17 protein-coding genes and 1 pseudogene are annotated in these 18872 nt (G+C 67.9%); 9 read left to right on the top strand and 9 right to left on the bottom strand.

All coding sequences use genetic code 11. The annotated features are described in order from the left end of the window. Positions 1-332 precede the first annotated feature (332 nt). The 5 genes and pseudogenes from ATM97_RS01425 to ATM97_RS01405 all read right to left on the bottom strand — a co-directional run bounded on the left by ATM97_RS01425 (position 333) and on the right by ATM97_RS01405 (position 5523). On the bottom strand, positions 333-794 hold the full coding sequence (locus ATM97_RS01425) for a hypothetical protein (protein ID WP_218716079.1): 462 nt from the start codon (positions 792-794) through the stop codon (positions 333-335). Then, positions 794-1141: a GntR family transcriptional regulator gene (locus tag ATM97_RS01420; RefSeq protein ID WP_218716078.1), complete on the bottom strand. Its 348-nt coding sequence runs from the start codon at positions 1139-1141 to the stop codon at positions 794-796. The genes ATM97_RS01425 and ATM97_RS01420 overlap by 1 nt, the downstream gene beginning before the upstream one ends. Before the next feature lie 47 nt (positions 1142-1188). Then, the gene (locus tag ATM97_RS01415) at positions 1189-1431 is read right to left on the bottom strand and encodes a hypothetical protein (protein WP_218716077.1); all 243 of its coding nucleotides are present in this window, start codon (positions 1429-1431) and stop codon (positions 1189-1191) included. Positions 1432-1845: 414 nt separating this feature from the next. After that, positions 1846-3006, bottom strand: a pseudogene (locus tag ATM97_RS01410) (IS3 family transposase). 357 nt (positions 3007-3363) lie between these two features. Beyond that, positions 3364-5523, bottom strand: a complete 2160-nt coding sequence (locus ATM97_RS01405; protein WP_218716076.1) for a hypothetical protein — start codon at positions 5521-5523, stop codon at positions 3364-3366. A gap of 284 nt (positions 5524-5807) precedes the next feature. On the opposite strand from ATM97_RS01405, the gene ATM97_RS01400 reads away from it, so the two are divergent. Further along, on the top strand, positions 5808-6569 hold the full coding sequence (locus ATM97_RS01400; RefSeq protein ID WP_255586665.1) for a glutamine amidotransferase: 762 nt from the start codon (positions 5808-5810) through the stop codon (positions 6567-6569). A 123-nt stretch (positions 6570-6692) separates the two neighbouring features. Here ATM97_RS01400 and ATM97_RS01395 read toward each other — a convergent pair whose 3' ends face one another. Next, on the bottom strand, positions 6693-7553 hold the full coding sequence (locus tag ATM97_RS01395; protein ID WP_218716075.1) for an SDR family NAD(P)-dependent oxidoreductase: 861 nt from the start codon (positions 7551-7553) through the stop codon (positions 6693-6695). A 101-nt stretch (positions 7554-7654) separates the two neighbouring features. Here ATM97_RS01395 and ATM97_RS01390 point away from each other — a divergent pair, with 101 nt between their 5' ends. Next, positions 7655-8236 (top strand): ABATE domain-containing protein, encoded by a 582-nt coding sequence (locus ATM97_RS01390; protein ID WP_255586663.1) that lies wholly within the window; start codon positions 7655-7657, stop codon positions 8234-8236. A 152-nt stretch (positions 8237-8388) separates the two neighbouring features. Then, positions 8389-9327: a DAPG hydrolase family protein gene (locus tag ATM97_RS01385; protein WP_255586662.1), complete on the top strand. Its 939-nt coding sequence runs from the start codon at positions 8389-8391 to the stop codon at positions 9325-9327. Positions 9328-9381: 54 nt separating this feature from the next. Here the strand turns inward: ATM97_RS01385 and ATM97_RS01380 are convergent, their stop codons facing one another. Both ATM97_RS01380 and ATM97_RS01375 read right to left on the bottom strand, forming a co-directional pair. Further along, positions 9382-11070 (bottom strand): SulP family inorganic anion transporter, encoded by a 1689-nt coding sequence (locus tag ATM97_RS01380; RefSeq protein WP_374104816.1) that lies wholly within the window; start codon positions 11068-11070, stop codon positions 9382-9384. Between the two features lie 93 nt (positions 11071-11163). Further along, complete coding sequence (locus ATM97_RS01375) at positions 11164-11403, bottom strand: three-helix bundle dimerization domain-containing protein (RefSeq protein WP_218716073.1); 240 nt, start codon at positions 11401-11403, stop codon at positions 11164-11166. A 402-nt stretch (positions 11404-11805) separates the two neighbouring features. Here ATM97_RS01375 and ATM97_RS01370 point away from each other — a divergent pair, with 402 nt between their 5' ends. The 4 genes from ATM97_RS01370 (at position 11806) to ATM97_RS01355 (ending at position 16134) form a co-directional block, all read left to right on the top strand. Further along, positions 11806-12885: an alkaline phosphatase family protein gene (locus ATM97_RS01370; protein WP_218716072.1), complete on the top strand. Its 1080-nt coding sequence runs from the start codon at positions 11806-11808 to the stop codon at positions 12883-12885. 228 nt (positions 12886-13113) lie between these two features. Then, positions 13114-14094 (top strand): alpha/beta hydrolase family protein, encoded by a 981-nt coding sequence (locus tag ATM97_RS01365; RefSeq protein ID WP_218716071.1) that lies wholly within the window; start codon positions 13114-13116, stop codon positions 14092-14094. Between the two features lie 88 nt (positions 14095-14182). Next, positions 14183-15157 (top strand): DUF389 domain-containing protein, encoded by a 975-nt coding sequence (locus tag ATM97_RS01360; RefSeq protein WP_218716070.1) that lies wholly within the window; start codon positions 14183-14185, stop codon positions 15155-15157. A 128-nt stretch (positions 15158-15285) separates the two neighbouring features. Next, on the top strand, positions 15286-16134 hold the full coding sequence (locus ATM97_RS01355; RefSeq protein ID WP_218716069.1) for an acyl-CoA thioesterase II: 849 nt from the start codon (positions 15286-15288) through the stop codon (positions 16132-16134). A 160-nt stretch (positions 16135-16294) separates the two neighbouring features. Here ATM97_RS01355 and ATM97_RS01350 read toward each other — a convergent pair whose 3' ends face one another. Beyond that, positions 16295-16951 (bottom strand): fasciclin domain-containing protein, encoded by a 657-nt coding sequence (locus ATM97_RS01350; RefSeq protein ID WP_218716068.1) that lies wholly within the window; start codon positions 16949-16951, stop codon positions 16295-16297. Between the two features lie 255 nt (positions 16952-17206). Between ATM97_RS01350 and ATM97_RS01345 the strand changes: the two genes are divergently transcribed. Both ATM97_RS01345 and ATM97_RS01340 read left to right on the top strand, forming a co-directional pair. Beyond that, positions 17207-17704: a DUF6764 family protein gene (locus tag ATM97_RS01345; RefSeq protein WP_218716067.1), complete on the top strand. Its 498-nt coding sequence runs from the start codon at positions 17207-17209 to the stop codon at positions 17702-17704. Between the two features lie 134 nt (positions 17705-17838). Then, positions 17839-18708 carry a MerR family transcriptional regulator gene (locus tag ATM97_RS01340; RefSeq protein ID WP_308248327.1) on the top strand — a complete coding sequence of 290 codons (870 nt, stop codon included), beginning with the start codon at positions 17839-17841 and terminating at the stop codon, positions 18706-18708. Positions 18709-18872 lie beyond the last annotated feature (164 nt).

The raw sequence follows: 18872 nt of genomic DNA, 5'->3' as shown, positions 1-18872 counted from the left end.
GCTGGGTTGGCGGTCACCCGACGAGTACGAAGCCAGCTACCATGGCCGGGTTCCAGCCGGAACCAGGTAATTCGCTCTCCGGCTCAGCGGGGGAACCTCAGATGAGGCGTATCCAGGAACACTGGCGTCGCGGCATCTATCATCTCCGCAGTGTCGTCATTGGCACGCCGCCGGATGTCGTCAAGGGTCCATCCGTCGGGGAGCGTGTTCGTCTCTGCCATCGGATGATTCTGTCTGATGCAAGTCGGCCGCGTTGACCGGGCTGGGGTGCATCGCCTGTCGAGTCGGGCTGGCCGACCTCTGGATGCGCGCCCCCATCCGATGCGGGCTGTCTACCGTGCGATACCCATCGCCCACATCGCGGCAGCGGGTTCGGGCATCGAGACGGTGATTGTGCGACCGCTGGTCAGGCGCAACCGCAGTGCGGGGCCAAGCCTCGGCGTCAGCCGCCAACCGTGTTTCACACCCCATCCGACCCCCTCGCCGCTCCACAACGTCTGTGGCAGAAAGATCATCTCGGCGTGGGCAATGCTCGCGCGGGAAACTCTGACCCTGGGGACGCCGAAGGGGCCCAGGCTCACGGTCAGGCCGGCGGGACCAGCGGCGACACGCTGACTTATCGCGACGAAGGTGACCACGAGATTGAGGGGGAGGAGGGCAATGAGAAGAACCGACCACCACGACAGGCCGGTCGGCAACGTAAGAGTGCCGATCAGCGAAACGAGGTACACGACGTTGATCCAGAACATCGGCCAGTTCGTGACACGGCAGGTGTAGACCATCGCGGCGGGCATTACATCAACTCCTCGATCAAGCCGAGCACCTCGGACTTGCTGTAACCATGGGCATGCGCGGCATCGATCAGCTTGCGGGCGGCTTGCTCGACCGGTGCCACCGACGGTGCGGTCGCGGTGATCCGGACGCCACGTCCACGGCGGAAATCGACGAGCCCTTCCTCCCGTAGCCGCCGGTAGGCGGCAAGGACGGTATTGCGGTCGACCGAGAGCGCCTCCGCCAATTCCGTTGCCGGTGGCAGCTGTTCGTTGACCGCTACCTCGCCGGCGGTGATCGCGCGTCGGACGCACGCCGCTATCTGGTCTTGCAGGGACACCCTGGAAGCCTGCTCGATATGCCACAGCATGATGCTAATGAAACTAGCATCATTTCTGTTCGCTCGCTCGCCTCGCGTTAGAAGTCAGGCACCACCGACACCGCTTCGGTGTCCAGGACTTGCACCACGGCTCGGTTGGCCCGCAGCCATTGATCGAGGGCTGTGAAGTCCTCGTCGCTGAGTTCCCGGAACGACTCGACGTGCTGTCCGGGTGTGAACGGCGAGCCGTCAGCTAGCAGGCAGTGTTCGAGGATCTGCGCTGCGGTGTTCTCGATCGCGCCGGAGGCGGCCCGGTTGAAGGTCGGTGCGGTGCTCGACATCCGTGCACTATCTCGGCCCTGTGGGTGACGGGAGGATCGACCGGCCCCCTCGCGGTCATCGAAGCGTTCCCAAAACCCCGCCGTCGGCGACCGTTCCTCACTGGTTCGAGGGAGATCGGAGGGCTGCTGTTACAGATCACCGATAGTCTGTGGCCAAGCCGCTGTGATGTGAGGGGAGAGTCGTGGAACCCAACCACGCGGTCGGCCAGGACGAGATGGGCGCTCCCGCGCCTGTCGACGCTCTTCGAAAACCGGCCGGTGGCGCTCTTCGAAAATCAGGCCACTTGATGGTTGTTCAGTCTGCCTGGTTGTCGCCCCGCATGGAGGGCAGTGTGTCGATTTCGGTGTTGCGGAGCCGGTAGCTGTTGCCCTTCAAGGTCAAGGGACTGCTGCAAGATCAGGTGACAGGTTCGGTCACGCGGCCTGACTGGCCGGTGGGGTCATGATGGTTTCGTATTCGATGGGTGTCAAACGGCCGAGGGCGGCTTGCCGTCGGCGGCGGTGGTAGGTCCGTTCGATCCAGGTGACGATCGCGATGCGTAATTCCTCACGACTGCACCAGGATCGGCGGTCGAGGACGTTCTTCTGCAGCAGCGCGAAGAAACTCTCCATAGCGGCGTTGTCACCGGCCGCGCCGACACGGCCCATCGATCCGGACATGCCGTGACGAGTCAAGGCGCCCACGAACTTCCGGCTTCGAAATTGCGAGCCGCGGTCGGTGTGCAGGATGCAGCCTGCCACCTCACCGCGGCGGCCCAGCGTTGTTGAGGGCGCGGACTGCGAGGCTCGATTTCATCCGAGAGTCGATGGAATAGCCGACGATCCGGTTGGAGTACACGTCCTTGACCGCGCAAATATAGAGCTTGCCCTCACCGGTCCGATGCTCGGAAATATCGGCCAGCCACAGGCGATTCGGGGCGTCGGCGGTGAAGTTGCGTTGCACCAGATCGTCGTGGACCGGCGGACCGGGTCTGCCCTTGCCGGTGCGCTTCTTGCCGAACACACTCCACCAGCCGTGGTCCGAGCAGATCCGCCAGGCGGTGCGGTAGGCCATCGGTTCGCCCGCGGCGCGGGCCTCGTCGGCAAGGAATCGATATCCGAATTCGGGATCGTCGCGGTGGGCGTCGAACAGGGCGTTGGCCCGATAGGCCGCCTCGAGGTCGGCGTCTGTGACCGGTTCGTCGAGCCACCGGTAGTAGGGCTGGCGGGCCAGATCCAGCACCCGGCACGTCACCGCGACGGGAATCCCGTCTTCGGCCAGCTCGCGGACGAGCGGGTAGGTCATTTTCCCGGCAGGTTCGCTTGCGCGAAATAGGCGGCGGCTCTCTTGAGGACCTCGTTTTCCTGCTCCAGCAACCGGATTCGCCGTTTCGCCGCCCGCAGCTCGGCCGACTCGCTGGTGCTGGTGCCTGGTTTGGTGCCCTCGTCGACATCGGCTTGGCGCATCCATTTCGACAGCGTCATCGGATGCACCCCGAAATCGGCGGCGACCTGCTCCAGGGTCACGCCGTCGTCGCGGTTGCGAGCCACGCGCACGACATCGTCGCGGAACTCACGAGGGTAGGGCTTGGGCACAGCGACATCCTTCCAGCCCACCCGAAGGCAAGCCAAATCAGTTGTCACCTATCCCTGCAGCAGTCCCCCCGTCCGGACACACTAGGTAACCCACGGGTGATGGCGCTTCGGCGATCACCACCCGTCTTGCTCGCTATCGGTGAGCGCGAGCTGTCACCGTGGCGGTCCTGATCTGTTCGAGCACGGCCGGTTTCCGTCGACGGCGTGTCTGCGCCCTCGTCAACGAGTTCGACCATTTCCTCGATCTCTGATTACACCGCGGCCCGGACGTGTCCTATACGAGCCACACGATGTGGACCGCTCACCACGGGCGCCGAATGCAGTTCCGGCGGAAGCACCGCGGCCTTCCCCGGAAGGTCAGAGTCGGGCGATGTCGAACCGTTCCCACGGACCCACCGCGACTCGGTCGCACAGCAGCCACGAGTCCCCGCCTTGCGCCGACCAGTAGTGCCCGCCCAAGGCCATGATGGTGCTCGCGCCGCCGGAGGTGGTCAGGACGAACTTCTCCCACGGGCCCAAGGTCGTTCCGCCGACCCGCAACCACTCGCCGCCGCCGTCGAGCGCCATCACGTACCGGCCGTCGTGCGCTCGAATCGACACCACCGTCCTGATCCCGTACGAGGAGTAGTAGGCGAGTTCGCTGATCGTGAAAACCGTTGCGGGCGTAGGCAGGTACTCGTCAGCGATCAGCAGGTCGCGGGTCAGTGGGTCGTCGCTGACGCGGACGAACCGACCGCCCGAGGCGACGAGGCGGGCCTGGTATCGCACCCGTTCCTGGATGTCGGTTTGGACGACATCGGGGTCGAAGGAACGGGTGATGCGGTGGATCTTGCCGTCGGCGACGGCGAACACATCCAGGGTCGTGGGGGTGCGGAATACCGCGGCCACCGTGCGGTTGTCGGTGCCCGGCGGCTGACCGGGGACCCGTACCGGTTGGCCGGTCCACGCACCGTAGGCGTAGGAGCGTGCGGCCAGTGGACTGGCCGCGGCGACGAGTTCGCTCACCCCGGGCGTCGACCGGGCCGCCGCGATTCCGCCGTCCTCGGCCAGGCCGACATCGAGATGGGGCTCCCACGGGGACGGCCACTGGCCCGGTTCGCCGACGATGGTCCAGATCCGCCCGTCGCCGGGGCCCTCGGTGACGGCGCTGACCTGGATCGTGTCACCGGACAGCGTGACGGCGGCGACGCTGCCGGCCCGGGGCAGCGGCGGCAGCGGTCGCCACGTCGCGGCGGCATCGGTGACCGTGGTGTGGATGACGGTGCCGTCGGCATCGCCGGCGATCAGCTCGATTCGCCCCGGCGCGGTCGCGGTCGCGGCCAGTGCTGAACGCGGGCCCAATCCGCCGCCTGCCAACACCTGCCAGTCCGGTGCCCACCGATCGTCGATCCACCGGCGTCGGCGCACCAGGTGATCGCCCGTGCCGACAACGAACAGGTCGATCGTGTTCGTCGTCGAGCTGGCCGCGGCGATGCCCGCACGTGGGTCGAACGCGCCGGGGTCGGTGAGTGCTCGCCACGACACCCATACGTGGCCGGTGAACCGGGTCTGCAGCACCGCGCCGTCGAGCCCGACGACGAAGACGTCGATCTCGCCCTCACGCGCGACGGCCGCGATCCGGGCCGCCCGATGCAGCGGTGGGGATTCCAGCACCGACCACAACCGCCACGGATCCGCCACCACATCGATCTCGGCCACGGCGTCGCCTCCGCCGCGAACATCGAGACGCAGCGGCGCCCGGCCCAACCGCATCGACGCTCCCGGCTGGACCGGTACCTGGGCGAGCAGGAACGTGGCACCGCTGCGCGCCAGCTCCTGCGCGACGATCTGGCGTTGCATGCCCTGCGGGGTGAGCGTGCGAAAGCCGCGGTCCCAGACGCGCGGTGAGCGAAGCGAGATGTAGACGTCGGCACCGCCCGGAGCCATCGCGTGGGCAACAGCCACCACCGGAGCCCCGGTGTGGCCCGCGGCCGGGACGCCGGGCCAGCGTGCCAATTGGATAGGGCCCGCCGGTTGTCGCGGCACCGCTACCGTGGCCGTCGGGTGGTGGGGGTCGAGCCAGCCGATCGGCACCGTCGCCGCCGGGCACATGGCGGGCCCGGTCAGATCGTGGCCCGGTGACGCGTGTGCCAGCTGCGGCTCCTGCGCGGCGAGCGTTCCGACCGAGCCCATGATGCAGGTCGGATCGGCGTAGTCGAGCCCGACGTGACCGTTGAACGTACTGGCGTGGCCGCCGGGCTGGTGATTGCGACGCTGGTAGTAGTGGCCCAGCTCGTGGCACAGCAGCGAAGCGCTGAGCTGGGCAGCGGCGAATTGACCGTCGTAGCCGAACTGGCCACCGGTGGCGGCCGCCCAATCCTGAATCACCACCAGGACGGCGCCCTTCGGGAAGGGCGCCCCGTCGGCCGCGGCCTTCACGCGCACCGCGGCGGCGAGTGCGTCGGCGTCGGCGTAGGGCTGATCGATCTCGACCGGTGGATGTACCGACCAGGTGTGCTCCTCGCGAAATCCGGACATATCTCGCCAGAATCGGCGTACTTCGTCACCGCAGGCCAGCAGCCACGCCTCCGTGAAGGTGTGCCCCGACCGTGTGGCATCGCCGCTCACCCAGGCAATCACGAAGACAAAGTGTGTGTGCGCCATCGAACTACTTCCGTCGTCGAAGCGGGGGATCTCTTCCTGATATCGCCTGGCGAGCGGAGACCATTAATCGACGGACCGATCGCGAGCCTGCGGCGCTTCGATCCGAACGCCGGTGAGCTGCGAGGGTTCCGGCCGTTCGCACCGCTACGGTGTTCGGCATGAGCGACGCGATGGTGCGCGACCGCGACGGAAGGCCGTTCCTGTTGCTGGCGACACGCGCCGAGAACGAGGCCGCCGACCAGGAATACGAGGCTTTCCTGCGCTGCGGCGGGCTCGCACCGCGCCGACTGCACCGGCGCCGTCTGGAACGCGATCCGCTCGGAGAGATCGACCTCGACCGCTACGCGGGCATCATGCTGGGCGGGAGCCCGTTCACCGTCTCCGACCCGCCCGACACGAAATCGCCGGTGCAGCGGCGAGTGGAAGCTGAGTTGCGCGAGCTCGTGGCGGCCGTGGTCCGTCAGGATTTCCCGTTCCTCGGCGCCTGTTACGGCATCGGCGTGATCGGCTCGGTGATCGGCGCTGTCATCGACCGAACCCATCCCGAACCGGTCGGCCCCACCACCATCACTCTGACCGATGCCGGGCGGGTCGACCCGCTGCTGTGCGTGCTCCCGCGCGAGTTCGACGCGTTCGTCGGTCACAAGGAGGCCGCCACCGAGCTCCCGGCGGGGATCGAACGGCTCGCCACCTCGACCGGCTGCCCGATACAGGCATTCCGGGTGGGCGCCAACGTGTACGCCACGCAGTTCCATCCGGAGTTGGACGCGCAGGGCATGAGCATCCGTATCGACGCCTATAAGCACCACGGCTACTTCGACCCCGTCGAGGCCGAAGCGCTCAAGGAAGTAGCCCGCTCGGGCAACGTCGTGCACCCCGGCGCGCTGGTGCGTCGGTTCGTCCAGCTGTACGAGGATTGACGTTCGGCTGGACTGTCACCGTCGGGTCGAGTTCCGGCGAACGCCGGCACTCGCGCTCTCGTCCGGTTCGGCGCACCGACGACTATCGGTGCGCCGAACCGGACGCGTTGTCGGTGGTCGGCGCTACACCGTCGCGGGGGCTGCGGCGACGTCCACATCGCAGGACACCTGGTGCCACGCCGCGAGCTCATCGCGTCGCCGCCGCAGCGCGGCGTCGATCTCGGTGACGGCGAAGCCTCCGGTGACCAGGCGCACCGGGGGAGTGTCGCTGTCGACCGCGGTGAGGATGGCGGCCGCGACCCGATTCGGATCGTTGAACGCCGTCGGCGGCAGCTCGCCGATCTGTCGCTGTACTTCGCGCACGGTTCGGTCGTAATCGTCGATCGGCCGGGCGTGATGGAGGTTGGCCAGGAACGGGGTTGCGGTCGGGCCGGGCTCGACGAGTGTGACGTCGATACCCAGGGGAGCGACTTCGTCCAGCAGCGCGTCCGTGAGTCCTTCGATGGCGCACTTCGTCGCCGCGAGAAGGCCTACGCCGGCGTGGGCGGTCTGTCCGTAGTAGGAGGAACCCTGCAGGATGTGACCGGCGCGCTGTCGGCGCAGGATCGGCAGGGTAGCGCGAAGCACGGTGAGCACTCCGAAGAAGTTGGTGTCGAAGATCTCGCGGGCCTGCTCGTCGTCGACTTCTTCGACTGCTCCGAAGAGCCCGTAGCCGGCGTTGTTCGCAACCACGTCGATGCGCCCATACGTGTGCAGCGCGAGCGCGACGGCGTCATCGATCGACGATTGCCTGCGCACGTCGGCGGCAACGGGAGTGATCCGGCCGCCATGAGCCGCGGCCAGGGGCGACAGGGCATCGATGTGCCGCGCCAAGGCCACGACATTGTCGCCGCGTGCGGCGGCCGCCTCGGTCAATGCCAGGCCGATGCCGGATGAGGCGCCGGTGATGAACCATGTGATGGGAGCTTTCGACGTGTTGATCATGTTGCGAGCGTAGGTTGTTTACTAGCAACAAGTCAACGCTTGATGTGGAAGTTGTTCCCATCGAAATTGGCTAGCCGACAACCCCGAGGTAAGTTCGCGGTATGGGCGATGGGTCGGAAGCAGCACTGGCGGTGATCGCGTTCGCGAATACGCACGCCGATGGTGGTGGGGGTGTCGAGCAGTTCGCCGACGCCGACGGACTGCGCACGTGGTTGCGGAGCACCGGGCGACAGGTCACCGGTGCGGTCACCGACGCGGATGCGGCCGAGGCGCGGCAGTTGCGCGATGCCGTCGTGACCATCCTGCTCACCCACTCCGCGGACCCGAACGTCTCCGCCGTCGCGATCGAGGAGAGCGAGGCGTTGCTACGGCGGGCGGCCGACAGGTATCCACTCCGCGCGACGATCGACCGAGACGGAGTGGAACTGCGACCGATCGCCGACGGCGTGTCCGCGGTGCTGGCGGCGATCCTCGCCGCGGTGACCGAACTCGCCTACACCGGTTCCTGGTCGCGGCTCAAGGCATGTCGAAATCCGCCCTGCCACTTCGCTTTCTACGACCGCACCCGCAATACCTCGGCCGCGTACTGCAGCAACGCCTGCAGCAGTCAGGTCTCGATGCGCGCCATCAGAGCACGACGCCGAGCACAGGCGACGGACGCCGACGCGGATACCCAGTCCTGATGCGGGGCTCCGCCGGGATCACTTCGACAGTCGACGGTGCCACCCGGATTCTCCTACCTGTGCCGGAGCACGGCGTCGCCGAATCTGTTACATGTCACAATATTTGCGGGGACTGCGCCCTCGACCGGCCCGGTGATGGCTAGCGTCGGACAATGTCGAGAGGGTGGCGTCCGCGCAGACGCGACGTGTTGGCGTTGGGAACCGCGATGGCGGGTGAGCTGATCCTGGGAACCACCGCACCGGCACAGGCGTCGCCGGTTGTCCGCTATCCGGGGTATTCCGCACAGGATTGGGCCCAACCCTACGCGCGGTTCATGGCCCACCGGACCGTCGCCCCTCCCGCCGCGGTCGCGGCGGCATTCCACGGGCCGGCGACTCCGGGCGGCATGATTCCTGCGTTCTCCGCGGTGACGTCGGACCTGTCGATCTCGGGCTATTCGCCGGTCGAAACCGGGTACGGCCGCAGCGACGAAGGTCTGGTGTGGACCGCGGTGCGCACCGAGATGCCGGGTGTGACCGCGGCGATGTGGGATTGGTGGTTCGGCTGGCACTCGGCGGAGTCCGCCCGGTACAAGCTCTGGCATCCTGACGCGCACCTGTACGCCGACATCAGTTCGGATCGCAGTGCCGAGGCGATGCCCGACCGGGCGAAATACGTCGGCACCATCTCCTACGTCGACGAGTATGTCGGGGCGAAATTGCAGCAGCTCGCGATCTCGTTCGTCGACCCGGTGGCGCACGGCTTCGAAGTCCCGGCCGGGCATACGGTGATCCTGGGACGGGTCGGGAGCAGCATCGCGCCGGTGGAGCTCGGCTGGCTTGCCCATCAAGTGCGCCCGATCCCCGGTGGCAGCGAGATGCGTAGCCGCTTCTACCTCAACCGCTACGGCCTGCGCCTGCCCGACCCTCGCCAGGCCGCCCAAGCGTTGGGGCGTGGCGCCGCGCTCGATCCCGCGGATCTGGTGCTCGGTCTGGGGCTGGCACGTGATCTCCTGTTGCACTGCGGTCAGGAAATGGCGCACCTGGCGGGATTCCTACCCGAGCTGTACAGCGAGTTCGCGGGCGGAGCAGACTCCGCGAGCTCGGAGTAGCCGCGTTGCCGATCTCGAATGCGTTCGAGGGCGAGCGAAAGGCGCGACTCCGGATCAACTGTCCGCGGGACGGTCGGCGCGATGGTGGAAAGCCGCTACCGCGGCCTCGACGGTGGGATAGAAGTGCGTTCTGTCGAACCGGTCACCGACGCCGAAGCGGATCAGCTTGTCCTTGATCGGTCCTTTCATCTCGGCGAACTTCAATTGGATCTCTTTGCCTTCGAGGTAATTGTCGAGGTCGACGAGTTCGTCCACGGCGGTGGTGTCGAGATCGGTGATCGGTTCGGCGGCGATGATGACCCACTCGATCGGGGACGGGGCGTCGGCGACGACCGAGCGGACATAGTCGTCGAATATCTGTCCGTTGGCGAAGAACAGTGGTGCGTCGAACCTGACCAGCACCAAGCCGGGAATGCGCAGGCCGTCGGGGTGACGTTCGATGTCGTGGTAGCCGGGGCGGTCCGGTGTCCGGACGAGTTCGGTGCGGTAGGGCTGCCAGGCTCGTGCGACCACCGCGACGAAGGAGAGTCCGATCGCGACGATGATGCCCTGCAGCACGCCGACCAACGCGACCCCGACGAACGCGGCTGCCGCCAGGGCGAATTCGACCGAGCTCATCCGCCACATCCGGACCATGCCGCGGATGTCGATCAACGCGGTGGCGGCGACGATCACGACGGCCGCGAGCGCGGCGTCGGGCAGGTACGCGGTGAGACCCGGAGCGAGCAGCACGAAGAGCAGGACGGCGATCGCGCCGACGACGCCGGCCAATTGTGTCCGGGCGCCGCTCTGTTCGGCGACCGGGGTTCGTGACCCGCTCGCGGAGACGGGAAATCCGCCGAACAGCCCACCCGCCACATTGGCGACTCCGATCGCCTTCATCTCGGTGCTGCCGTCGACGTCTTCTCCGTGTCGGGCGGCGAAGGTCCGCGACAGGACGCCGCTGTCGGCGAACGCGATCAGCGCGATGCCCGCCGCGGGTCCGATCAGGTGCCCGATGTCGTCCCAGCCGATGCCGTCGATGGAAGGCAGCGGCAGGCCTTCGGGCAGGGCGCCGACCATGCCGATGTCGTCGGTGAGTCCGGCGGCGGCCGAGATCGCGATGGCCACCGCGACCGCGACCAGCACTCCCGGCACCGCGGGTAGCCACCAGCGAAAGGCCACGATGACGGCGAGGGTGCCGAGGCCGAGAGCGGCCGCGATGGGATCGATCTCGCTGTCGACGACGGCCTTCCCGATCTCGGCGATCTCGGCGAGAACGCCGGTGGCGTCGACGGAGAACCCGAGCAGTTTGGGAAGTTGTCCGACGACGACGATGAGCGCGATGGCGTTCAGGTAGCCGAGTCGGATGGGCTTGGACAGCAGTTCGGTGACGAACCCGAGCCGAAGGAACCCCCCGACGAGCAGGATGAGCCCGACGAGGACCGCGAGGACTCCCGCGAGAGCCAGCGCACGGTCGGGGTCGTCGACGGCGGCCAGCGGCAGCACCGCGGCCGCGATCAGCGGAGCGAGCGAGGAATCCGGGCCGAGCACAAGGATCCTGGACGGCCCGACCACCGCGTAGGCCAGCAGCGGCACGATGGTGGCGTAGAGCCCGGCATACGCGGGAAGCCCCGCCGCCTCGGCGTAGCCCATGCCGGCGGGGATCAACAACGCGGTCAAGACGAGGCCCGCGGTGACATCGGCTCGCAGCCACGCCCGACGATAGCCGCGGGCCGTCGCGATCCCGGGTAAGGCGCTCACTCGCTGCTTCCACGACATGGTCGGGGCCTCAGCGTGCTCGGGCGCGAGCGGAGGCGGTCGTCACCGGGACGGCGTGCGCCGTGGGGGAATCCACTACTGGATCGTAGCCATGGTCGGAGCGCTGCGAGGGATCTCGACCTGGACGCGGCCGACAGCTTGCCGAGCGGCCTTTTCGACGAGCAGCGGAACGAAATCTCGGATACGGGCCTCGGCGAACCGCGCATGAATACGGCGAACCAGAAGCTCGATCTCCGCCGGTGATTCCGCGGGGAAACGGGTGATCAGGCGTTCGATCACCTGATCGATCTGTACGAATTCAAGGTCGTCGCGCATTGTCTATCGACCATTCGGCATCAGGCAATTCGGCGGTGAATGGATGCGGGTCCTGTCGAGAAATTCTCCCCGTTCCGATCCGGGTGTCGATGGCCACCAAGCGGTGGTGGTAGTCAGGATGGGGAGATGCTCTTCATTTCCGTGCGCGACTGCTCGCTCGGTGTCGTAATGCATCATCGGAAAACTATCCGTCCAGCGAAAATCGCTGTGCGGGCGCAGAATCCACAGTGGTGTGGTTGCTCACATTTTACCGGGGTGGTTTCCTTTTTACAAGACGCGGTGTCCGCCGCGGGGTTGTGGGCCCGAATGGCGGCGACGAGGACTTCCCGGTGGACGGGACTGTGCCGGTCGATTGTCCAATTTGCTGGGTGCGGGGGCCGCTCGGCAACTACGGTGCCGCCCATGTCTCGCACTCACCGCATACTCGCGGCCGCCGCACTGGCCGCTGTCCCACTCGCCGCAGCCGCGCCGGCCCCGGCGGCTCCGATCGTGAACAAGGTCGTGGTCATCGGTATCGACGGCACCCTGTGGAGTGAGGTGTCGGCGGCCGAGGCGCCGAACCTCGACCGCCTGGCCGCGCAAGGCACGCTGGCACGGACCTCCATCGCCCCGCACACCACCATGTCGTGCGTCTCGTGGGCGACGGCGCTGACCGGCGTATGGGACAGCAAGCACGGGATCCGGGACAACGGAGCCACCTGCAACGCGGAGGCTTTCGCGCCGTATCCGACGGTGTTCACGCAGGTGGAGCGGGAGCGTCCGTCGTTGTCGACGGCTTCCATCGGGACCTGGGACACGATCGGCATGATCGCGCGGACCGGTAGCCCGCAAGCCGACCGGGTGGCGGTCACCCAGATCGATCCCACCGGCGCGGGCGTCTGCGAGACCACCGCGGACTCCAACGCCGCCGCGGCGGTTGTCTCGGCCATCACCGAGGACGGGACCGATCTGCTGTTCACGCACCTCGATCAGGTGGACATCGTCGGGCACACGCTGCGCGGAGTCTGGCCGCAGGCGTATCGCGATGCCATCGGGCGGGTGGACGGCCTGGTCGGGAAGATCACCGCCGCGGTCGACGCGCGGGCGGCCGCGCACGCGAACGAGCGATGGACGATTCTGGTCACCACCGACCACGGACACAAGCCCGACGGTGGACACGGTGGGCAGAGTGCCTACGAGACAGCCAGTTTCGTGATCGCCCGCGGACCGGGGTTCGCCGCGGGCGCGCAGCACAACGGATACACCCTCGCCGACATCACCCCGACCGTGCTGGACCTGCTCGAGGTCTCGGCGCCGGCGAATCTCGACGGCGAGTCGATGCTGAACGGTGGCTCGGGCGACCCTGCGGCACCGGTGCCGAATACGCCGCCGGTGGACGCCGGGATCACCGGTTCGTCGTCGGGTTCGGCGCAGTCGGCGATGGTCGCGAATCCGTTGTGTCTGCTGGGAAGTGGATCGGCGAGCGGTTCCTCCGAGCGATGACGCGGTGACGCCGTCCGGAGATCGGCGTGGCCGAACCGGCTCGCCGGCACGGTCGTTTCGTTCGCTCAGGGGACCAAACCGCACCCGGTAGCGCCGCGAACCTCCTGTCGTGCCGTCAGATCGTCGGCACGTGGGCCAGTCAGGTTCTGACGCGAGCACTAGGGATGACCTCACATGAGAACACCGCGACCGATACGCAGGTCTGCCCGGTTCCGATGGAGCGCGCTGATGGTCGCGGTGGCGGCCGCCGCCGGTCCGGCGACCCTCGCCGGGCCCGCGGTCGGCGAACCATCGGCAGGCGTGGTCACCGTGCAGGACCTGGGCGACCGTCGACAGGTCGTCTCGGTGTACTCCGCGGCGATGGAGCGGTCCGTCCCGGTCCAGGTCCTCCGGGCGGCGGACCAGGCTCGGCCACGGCCGACGCTGTACCTCCTCAACGGTTCGCAGGGCGGTCCGAACGGAAGCGGCTGGGACGCGCAGACCGAGGTGATCGACTTTCTGCGCACCGAGGACGTCAACGTGGTGACACCGGTCGGCGGGAGCAGTTCGTATTACACCGACTGGATCGCCGACGACCCCGTTCTCGGCCGGAACAAGTGGCAGACCTTCCTCAACGAGGAACTGCCGCCGGTGATCGAGAACTTCTTGGGCGCCGATGACGAGCGAGCGCTCGCCGGGGTGTCCATGAGCGGCACGTCGGTGCTGAATCTCGCCATCGCCAAGCCGGGCTTCTGGCGCAGCGTGGCCTCCTACAGTGGCTGTGCGCAGACGTCGGATCCGGTCGGGCAGGAGTTCGTCCGCGTCACCGTCGAGAACTGGGGCGGCGGACGCAGCGTGGAGAACATGTGGGGTCCGCGCAATGGGCCGTTGTGGCGGGCCAACGATCCCCTGGTCAATGCCGAACGGCTGCGCGGGACCGCCATCTATCTGAGTACCGGTAGCGGTGTGCCCGCCGCGCCGCACGACACTCCCGCCGATCCCCGAGTCCAGGACGGTCGCATTCCGCTGGCGGCGCAGGTGCTTCTCGGTGGCCCGATCGAAGCCGCGGTTCGCTTCTGCACGATCAATCTGGCGAATCGGCTGGGCGAGTTGAATATTCCGGTCACGCTGGACGAGCGCCCGGTCGGCACGCACTCGTGGGGGTACTGGGAAGACGACCTTCGTCGGTCCTGGCCGTTCCTCGCCGCGACGATCGGTCTTGCCCGCTGAGCCGGGAGGTGGAGTTCACCCGCAGCGGATGAGTCGCCTGGGGTCCGCTGTCGCTAACGTCGGCGACAGCCTCGCCGAAAGGACCGCCATGCTGGGATATCTCGTGCCCGTGGACCAGCGGCGATCGCTCGCCGAGCTCACCGATCGGCTGGATCTGTCGGTCGGTGAGGTCGGCGCGAAGCGTTCCGCGTTCTGGATCATGCTGGTGCTCTCGGCGGTGATCGCGATCTCCGGCGTCATCGGGGATTCCACCGCCACGGTGATCGGCGCGATGATCGTCGCGCCGTTGTCGTTGCCGATTCTCGGGGTGGCGCTGGGCGTGGTGACCGGCCGTTCGGCCTTGATCGGGCGCAGCGTGGTGCTGGTGGGCGCCGGCGTCGTCGTTGTCGTCGTCTTGGGGTTTCTCTTCGCCCAGTTGCTGCCGAATCCGGTTCACGTCCTGTCGAACGCTCAGGTCGTCGGACGAACATCGCCGAAACTGGTGGACCTGACCGCGGCGATAGCCACCGGGTTGGTGGCCGCTGTCGCGATCGCCCGGCGCGACGTCGGCGATGTGCTGCCCGGCGTCGCGATCGCGATCTCGCTGGTGCCGCCACTGGGCGTGGTCGGAGTTTGCCTCGGCTCGCACGCACCCGCCCTGGCCCTGGGCGCGTTCGTGTTGTTCGCGTCCAATGTCGTGGCGATGATCATCACCGCGACGATCGTGTTGCTCGGTGCCGGCTACGCGGCCGACGCGCAGGCCGCCGCGGCGCGACGCGGACGCAGCTTCGCGATACTCGGCGCAGCCCTGGTGCTGGTCGCGATCCCGATGGTGATCAACTCGTTGTCGACATTGTGGGCCGGCCAGATCGCCGAGGCCACCGGCGACTGGCTGCGCGACGAGCCGGGCGCACAGGTGACCGACGTGACGCTGCAGAGCGATACCGCGACGATCTCGGTGCTCGGGCCCGAACAACTGCCACCGGTCGAGGAACTGCAACGCCGCGTCGACGACCTCGTGCCGTGGAATCCGACTGTGGTCATCGTGCACAACGTCGGCGCCAGGGTGCAGCCGAACCGATGACCAGGCCGACAGTCCGTTGCTGTGCTGCGCGAGGAAGCGGCGTCGAGCGCCGGTCGGGGGCGGAGAAAGTGTCCCATTCACCGACCTCTCGGCTTCCCGGCAGTCGGGGTCTGTGCGAGCATTCGGCCATGGCTGGTGGAACCGATAATTGGCCGGTCGTCGACCTGGCCGACCTCCTCGACGTGCTCGATCTCGCCGAGACGGCGCCCGGACGATTCCGGGCCAGGAACGTGACATCGACGCTGCCGACGACGTTGGGCAGTCAGACGTTGGCGCAGGCGGTGGTCGCGGCCGAGCGCACCGTGCCGCAGATGGCGGTGCAGTCGCTGCACGGTGTGTTCCCGCGCGGTGGGTTCGCCGATCGGGAGGTCGACGTGGATGTCGAGGTCATCCAGTCGGGCCGGGCACTGGCCACCGTGCAGGTGGCGTTCCGGCAGGATGGGCGCGAGCACGCCCGGGTGCTGGCCATGCTCAGCGTCGACGAGCCGGACTTCCTCGCACACCACGCCGCACTGCCGCCGGAGGTGCCGGGTCCGGACGAGTGCGCCGACCTGCCGTGCGCCCTGCTGCCCTGGGAGGTGCGGACGCCCGGCGGGGCGGACGCGCTGGCGCTCGACCTCGCGGGTCCACCGTCGCTGGATGTGTGGATGCGCTGCGACAAGGCGCCCGACCTGCCTGTGTTCTCCCGGGCGCTGTTGGCCCATGGCAGTGAGGGTTTCCTGGGACCGGTCAGCATGCGTCCGTATCCGCAGGCCGAGGTCACGCGGCGCGGTGGCCGGGGGACCTCGGCCATGCTCACGCAGACCGTCACCTTCCATCGGCCGTTCACCGTGCACGACTGGTTGCTGTTGCGCTGTGAGAGTCCGTTCGCGGGCGCGGGACGGATGTTCGAGCGGATCCAGATCTTCACGCGCGCGGGAGAATTGGTCGCTTCGGTGGACGCGCAGGGCCTGATGCGCGCACACACGCCCGGCTGAGCGGAGGCGGCGGACGAGCCACGGCGCGGGGCGAACGGCCCGCCCGGGGCTCACCGTCCGGTCGACGGGGCTCGAGCCCTGCGGCCGCACGCACTCCGGAGGAGCGGGTGCGGCAGCGCGTTCGGCAACCTCGCACCCGCCCTGGAGCCGTCCGGTTCCGCTAGCTGGTGGGCGGTGTCAGGACACCATCGATCAGGTAGACGGTCGCGTTCGCCGTTCGGACACCACCGCAGACCACTGTTGCCTCGTTGACGCGAAGCTGATCGCCCGAGCCCGTCACCGTGACCTCGGATCCCTCGACGGTCGCGTGTGTGCCGACGACGGCTTCGGGCGCCAACCGTCCCGGTACGACGTGGTAGGTGAGAATGCTGGTCAGCATCGCCGAGTCTGTTTTCAGTGTTTCCAGCGTGCCCGGGTCGAGCGCGGCGAACGCGGAGTCCACCGGCGCGAAAACGGTGAATTCGCCACCGTTGAGCGTGTCGACGAGGTTGACCTGGGGATTGACCTGGCCGGACACCGCCGCGGTGAGGGTGGTCAGCAAGGGGTTGTTCGCGGCGGCGGTCGCTACGGGCTCCTGCGACATCGCCTCGATCGAGCCCGGTCCGGTCGGTACCTGCGCCGCGTAATCTGCGCAGCCGGGGCCGACGAGCCCGGTCATCGCCACCTCGCCCTGTGCGGGCATGGCCGTAGCGGACGTGGTCGTCGTGGGTGCGGACGTGGTGTCGCTTGCCTCGTCGGTGTCGGTACACGCTGACCCGGCGATCGCTATCGCCGCCAGTACCGCGATCACTGTTCCGGAGTGCTGTCGAACCTTCATGTCGTGCCTTCCTGTCAGGGGCGATGCCCGTATCGGCCGACGGCGCAGGATCGATTGCTGCGAAGCGGGGTCGGAGCCCGCGCTACCGCTGTGCGTCGTGGACCACGCAATTAAACTTCCTGATGCGTCGATTCTGCATCATTTGACGTGTAGTGTGAAGCCTCACAGGCATCTCGTAGGCAGAAATTTTCACCGGCCGACATCGTCACGGGCGTGGCGCGGCCACGGACAAGAATCGGAAGCGAGGAGATGGTCATGGTTCATTTCACTGCTGGGCGCGCACTCGGGTTTCTCGTGAGTGCGGGAACGGCGTCACTGTTCGCCCTGGCCGCCGCACCGACGGCGAATGCCGCGCCGACTGCCATGTGTCCGGCGCCTGGTGCGGCGTCCGTGCAGGCCGGTGCGGCGGACGGGTCGTGCTCCGCGACGAGCGCCGCGGGCGGCGCGGCGGCGGCCTACGGATTCGACGGCGCCGCGTCCGCCGATGCCGCGCCGACGAGCTTGTCGCTGGCCATCGCGCAGAACGGCGGCACCGCGACCTCGAGCTCGACGTTTCTGTCGGGCCCGGCCGCCATCGCCCTGGGGCCGGGTGCGCAGGTGACGACGACCGGGGTGCGGCCCGGGCTGTCCATCGGGATCGCCGGTCCGGGAGCGGAGGTCACCGTCAACGGCGTCACCACCCCCACCTGCACCGGCGGTCCCGCCTTCGCCGGCGACTTCCAGACCCTGCAGGGTTGCGTGTCGCTGCGCTGACACCGGGCGTGCGCCGTCCGGCGGGCCGGAGGGCACCGATCGAAGGAGGTCGGTGCTTCGGGAACGCGCCAGGTCGGCAGCCGTAGATCTCGTCCGATTCGTGGAAAGGCGCGCGGAGGTTGGGAGAAGGTGGTGTGAGGGGTGACTCGGCATCCGGCTACACCGTCGGAACCGTGGCCGCGATGCTGGGCATTCCCGTAGCGACATTGCGTAGCTGGAACCAGCGCTACGGCCTGGGCCCCGCGCACCGCCGCCCGGGCAGTCACCGGCACTACACGGCCGGGGACGTGGCGATGCTGAGCCGAATGGCCGATCTGGTCCGTGCTGGAGCGAGCCCGGCCAAAGCGGCGCAGGCGGCCCGGATCGCGGCGGATTCTGTTCCCACCCTCGGTGATGTGGCGCCGGTGCTGGACGCTGCCGAGCAGCTCCGGGTCGCCGAACTCCTGGGCGTGATCACTGCCCATCTGACCCATTTCGGGGTGGTGGCGACGTGGCGCGAGTTGTGTCGACCTGTCTTCGCGGACATCGTGAGCAGGCAGGATCGTGGCAATGGCTTGATCGATGTAGAGCATGTCGTGTCCTGGGCGATCACCACGGGTCTGCACCGCGCTGTGCCGGCGGTGCGCGGCGTAGCCGGGCTCGCTCCGGTGCTGCTGGCCTGTGCTCCGGGCGAGGCGCATGTACTGCCCCTGGAAGTTCTGCGAGCGGCGCTGGCGGAGATCGGCGTACCGGCGGTGCTACTCGGCGCGGCAGTACCCGGCGGCGCGCTCGCTGACGCGGTGGCCAAAGCGCAGGATCCCGTGGTGGTGCTGTGGTCCCAAACCGCGCGCACGGCGGCAGCGGCGCCGATCCCCGCCGGAATCGGTGAACCGGCCCAGCTGCTTCTGGCGGGACCTGGATGGCCCGAGGTGTCTGGTGTGCGGTGCCTGGGCTCGCTCGAAGAGGCGGTCGCCGAGGTCAGTCGGTTGGCACGTGGTCGGGACAGGCCGCCGCCCGTTGAATGATTCATAAACGATGCATCAGTCGCCCGTCGTTCTTCGGCCGAAGGACGACGGGCGATAGGTCGTCCGGGACGGCAGCGCGAGACCGTCCCGGCGACCAGGTGCTACGCGATCAGCTACCGATCAGATTGCGCAGCACGTCGGAGATGACGTCGCTGAGCGAGCCG

Origin of the sequence: Nocardia sp. MH4, from assembly GCF_019266065.1 — a bacterium.
In the GTDB taxonomy this organism is placed as follows: domain Bacteria; phylum Actinomycetota; class Actinomycetes; order Mycobacteriales; family Mycobacteriaceae; genus Nocardia; species Nocardia canadensis.
This window is presented reverse-complemented; position numbering and strand designations above follow the sequence as displayed.

Excerpts from the sequence above, each read along its gene's own strand:
- ATM97_RS01360 (WP_218716070.1), top strand. The coding sequence starts at position 14,183 with ATGCTGGGATATCTCGTGCCCGTGGACCAGCGGCGATCGCTCGCCGAG.
- ATM97_RS01350 (WP_218716068.1), bottom strand. The coding sequence starts at position 16,951 with ATGAAGGTTCGACAGCACTCCGGAACAGTGATCGCGGTACTGGCGGCG.
- ATM97_RS01395 (WP_218716075.1), bottom strand. The coding sequence starts at position 7,553 with ATGATCAACACGTCGAAAGCTCCCATCACATGGTTCATCACCGGCGCC.
- ATM97_RS01370 (WP_218716072.1), top strand. The coding sequence starts at position 11,806 with ATGTCTCGCACTCACCGCATACTCGCGGCCGCCGCACTGGCCGCTGTC.
- ATM97_RS01390 (WP_255586663.1), top strand. The coding sequence starts at position 7,655 with ATGGGCGATGGGTCGGAAGCAGCACTGGCGGTGATCGCGTTCGCGAAT.
- ATM97_RS01420 (WP_218716078.1), bottom strand. The coding sequence starts at position 1,141 with ATGCTGTGGCATATCGAGCAGGCTTCCAGGGTGTCCCTGCAAGACCAG.
- ATM97_RS01425 (WP_218716079.1), bottom strand. The coding sequence starts at position 794 with ATGCCCGCCGCGATGGTCTACACCTGCCGTGTCACGAACTGGCCGATG.
- ATM97_RS01365 (WP_218716071.1), top strand. The coding sequence starts at position 13,114 with ATGGTCGCGGTGGCGGCCGCCGCCGGTCCGGCGACCCTCGCCGGGCCC.
- ATM97_RS01415 (WP_218716077.1), bottom strand. The coding sequence starts at position 1,431 with ATGTCGAGCACCGCACCGACCTTCAACCGGGCCGCCTCCGGCGCGATC.
- ATM97_RS01385 (WP_255586662.1), top strand. The coding sequence starts at position 8,389 with ATGTCGAGAGGGTGGCGTCCGCGCAGACGCGACGTGTTGGCGTTGGGA.
- ATM97_RS01355 (WP_218716069.1), top strand. The coding sequence starts at position 15,286 with ATGGCTGGTGGAACCGATAATTGGCCGGTCGTCGACCTGGCCGACCTC.
- ATM97_RS01375 (WP_218716073.1), bottom strand. The coding sequence starts at position 11,403 with ATGCGCGACGACCTTGAATTCGTACAGATCGATCAGGTGATCGAACGC.
- ATM97_RS01400 (WP_255586665.1), top strand. The coding sequence starts at position 5,808 with ATGAGCGACGCGATGGTGCGCGACCGCGACGGAAGGCCGTTCCTGTTG.
- ATM97_RS01405 (WP_218716076.1), bottom strand. The coding sequence starts at position 5,523 with ATGTCCGGATTTCGCGAGGAGCACACCTGGTCGGTACATCCACCGGTC.
- ATM97_RS01345 (WP_218716067.1), top strand. The coding sequence starts at position 17,207 with ATGGTTCATTTCACTGCTGGGCGCGCACTCGGGTTTCTCGTGAGTGCG.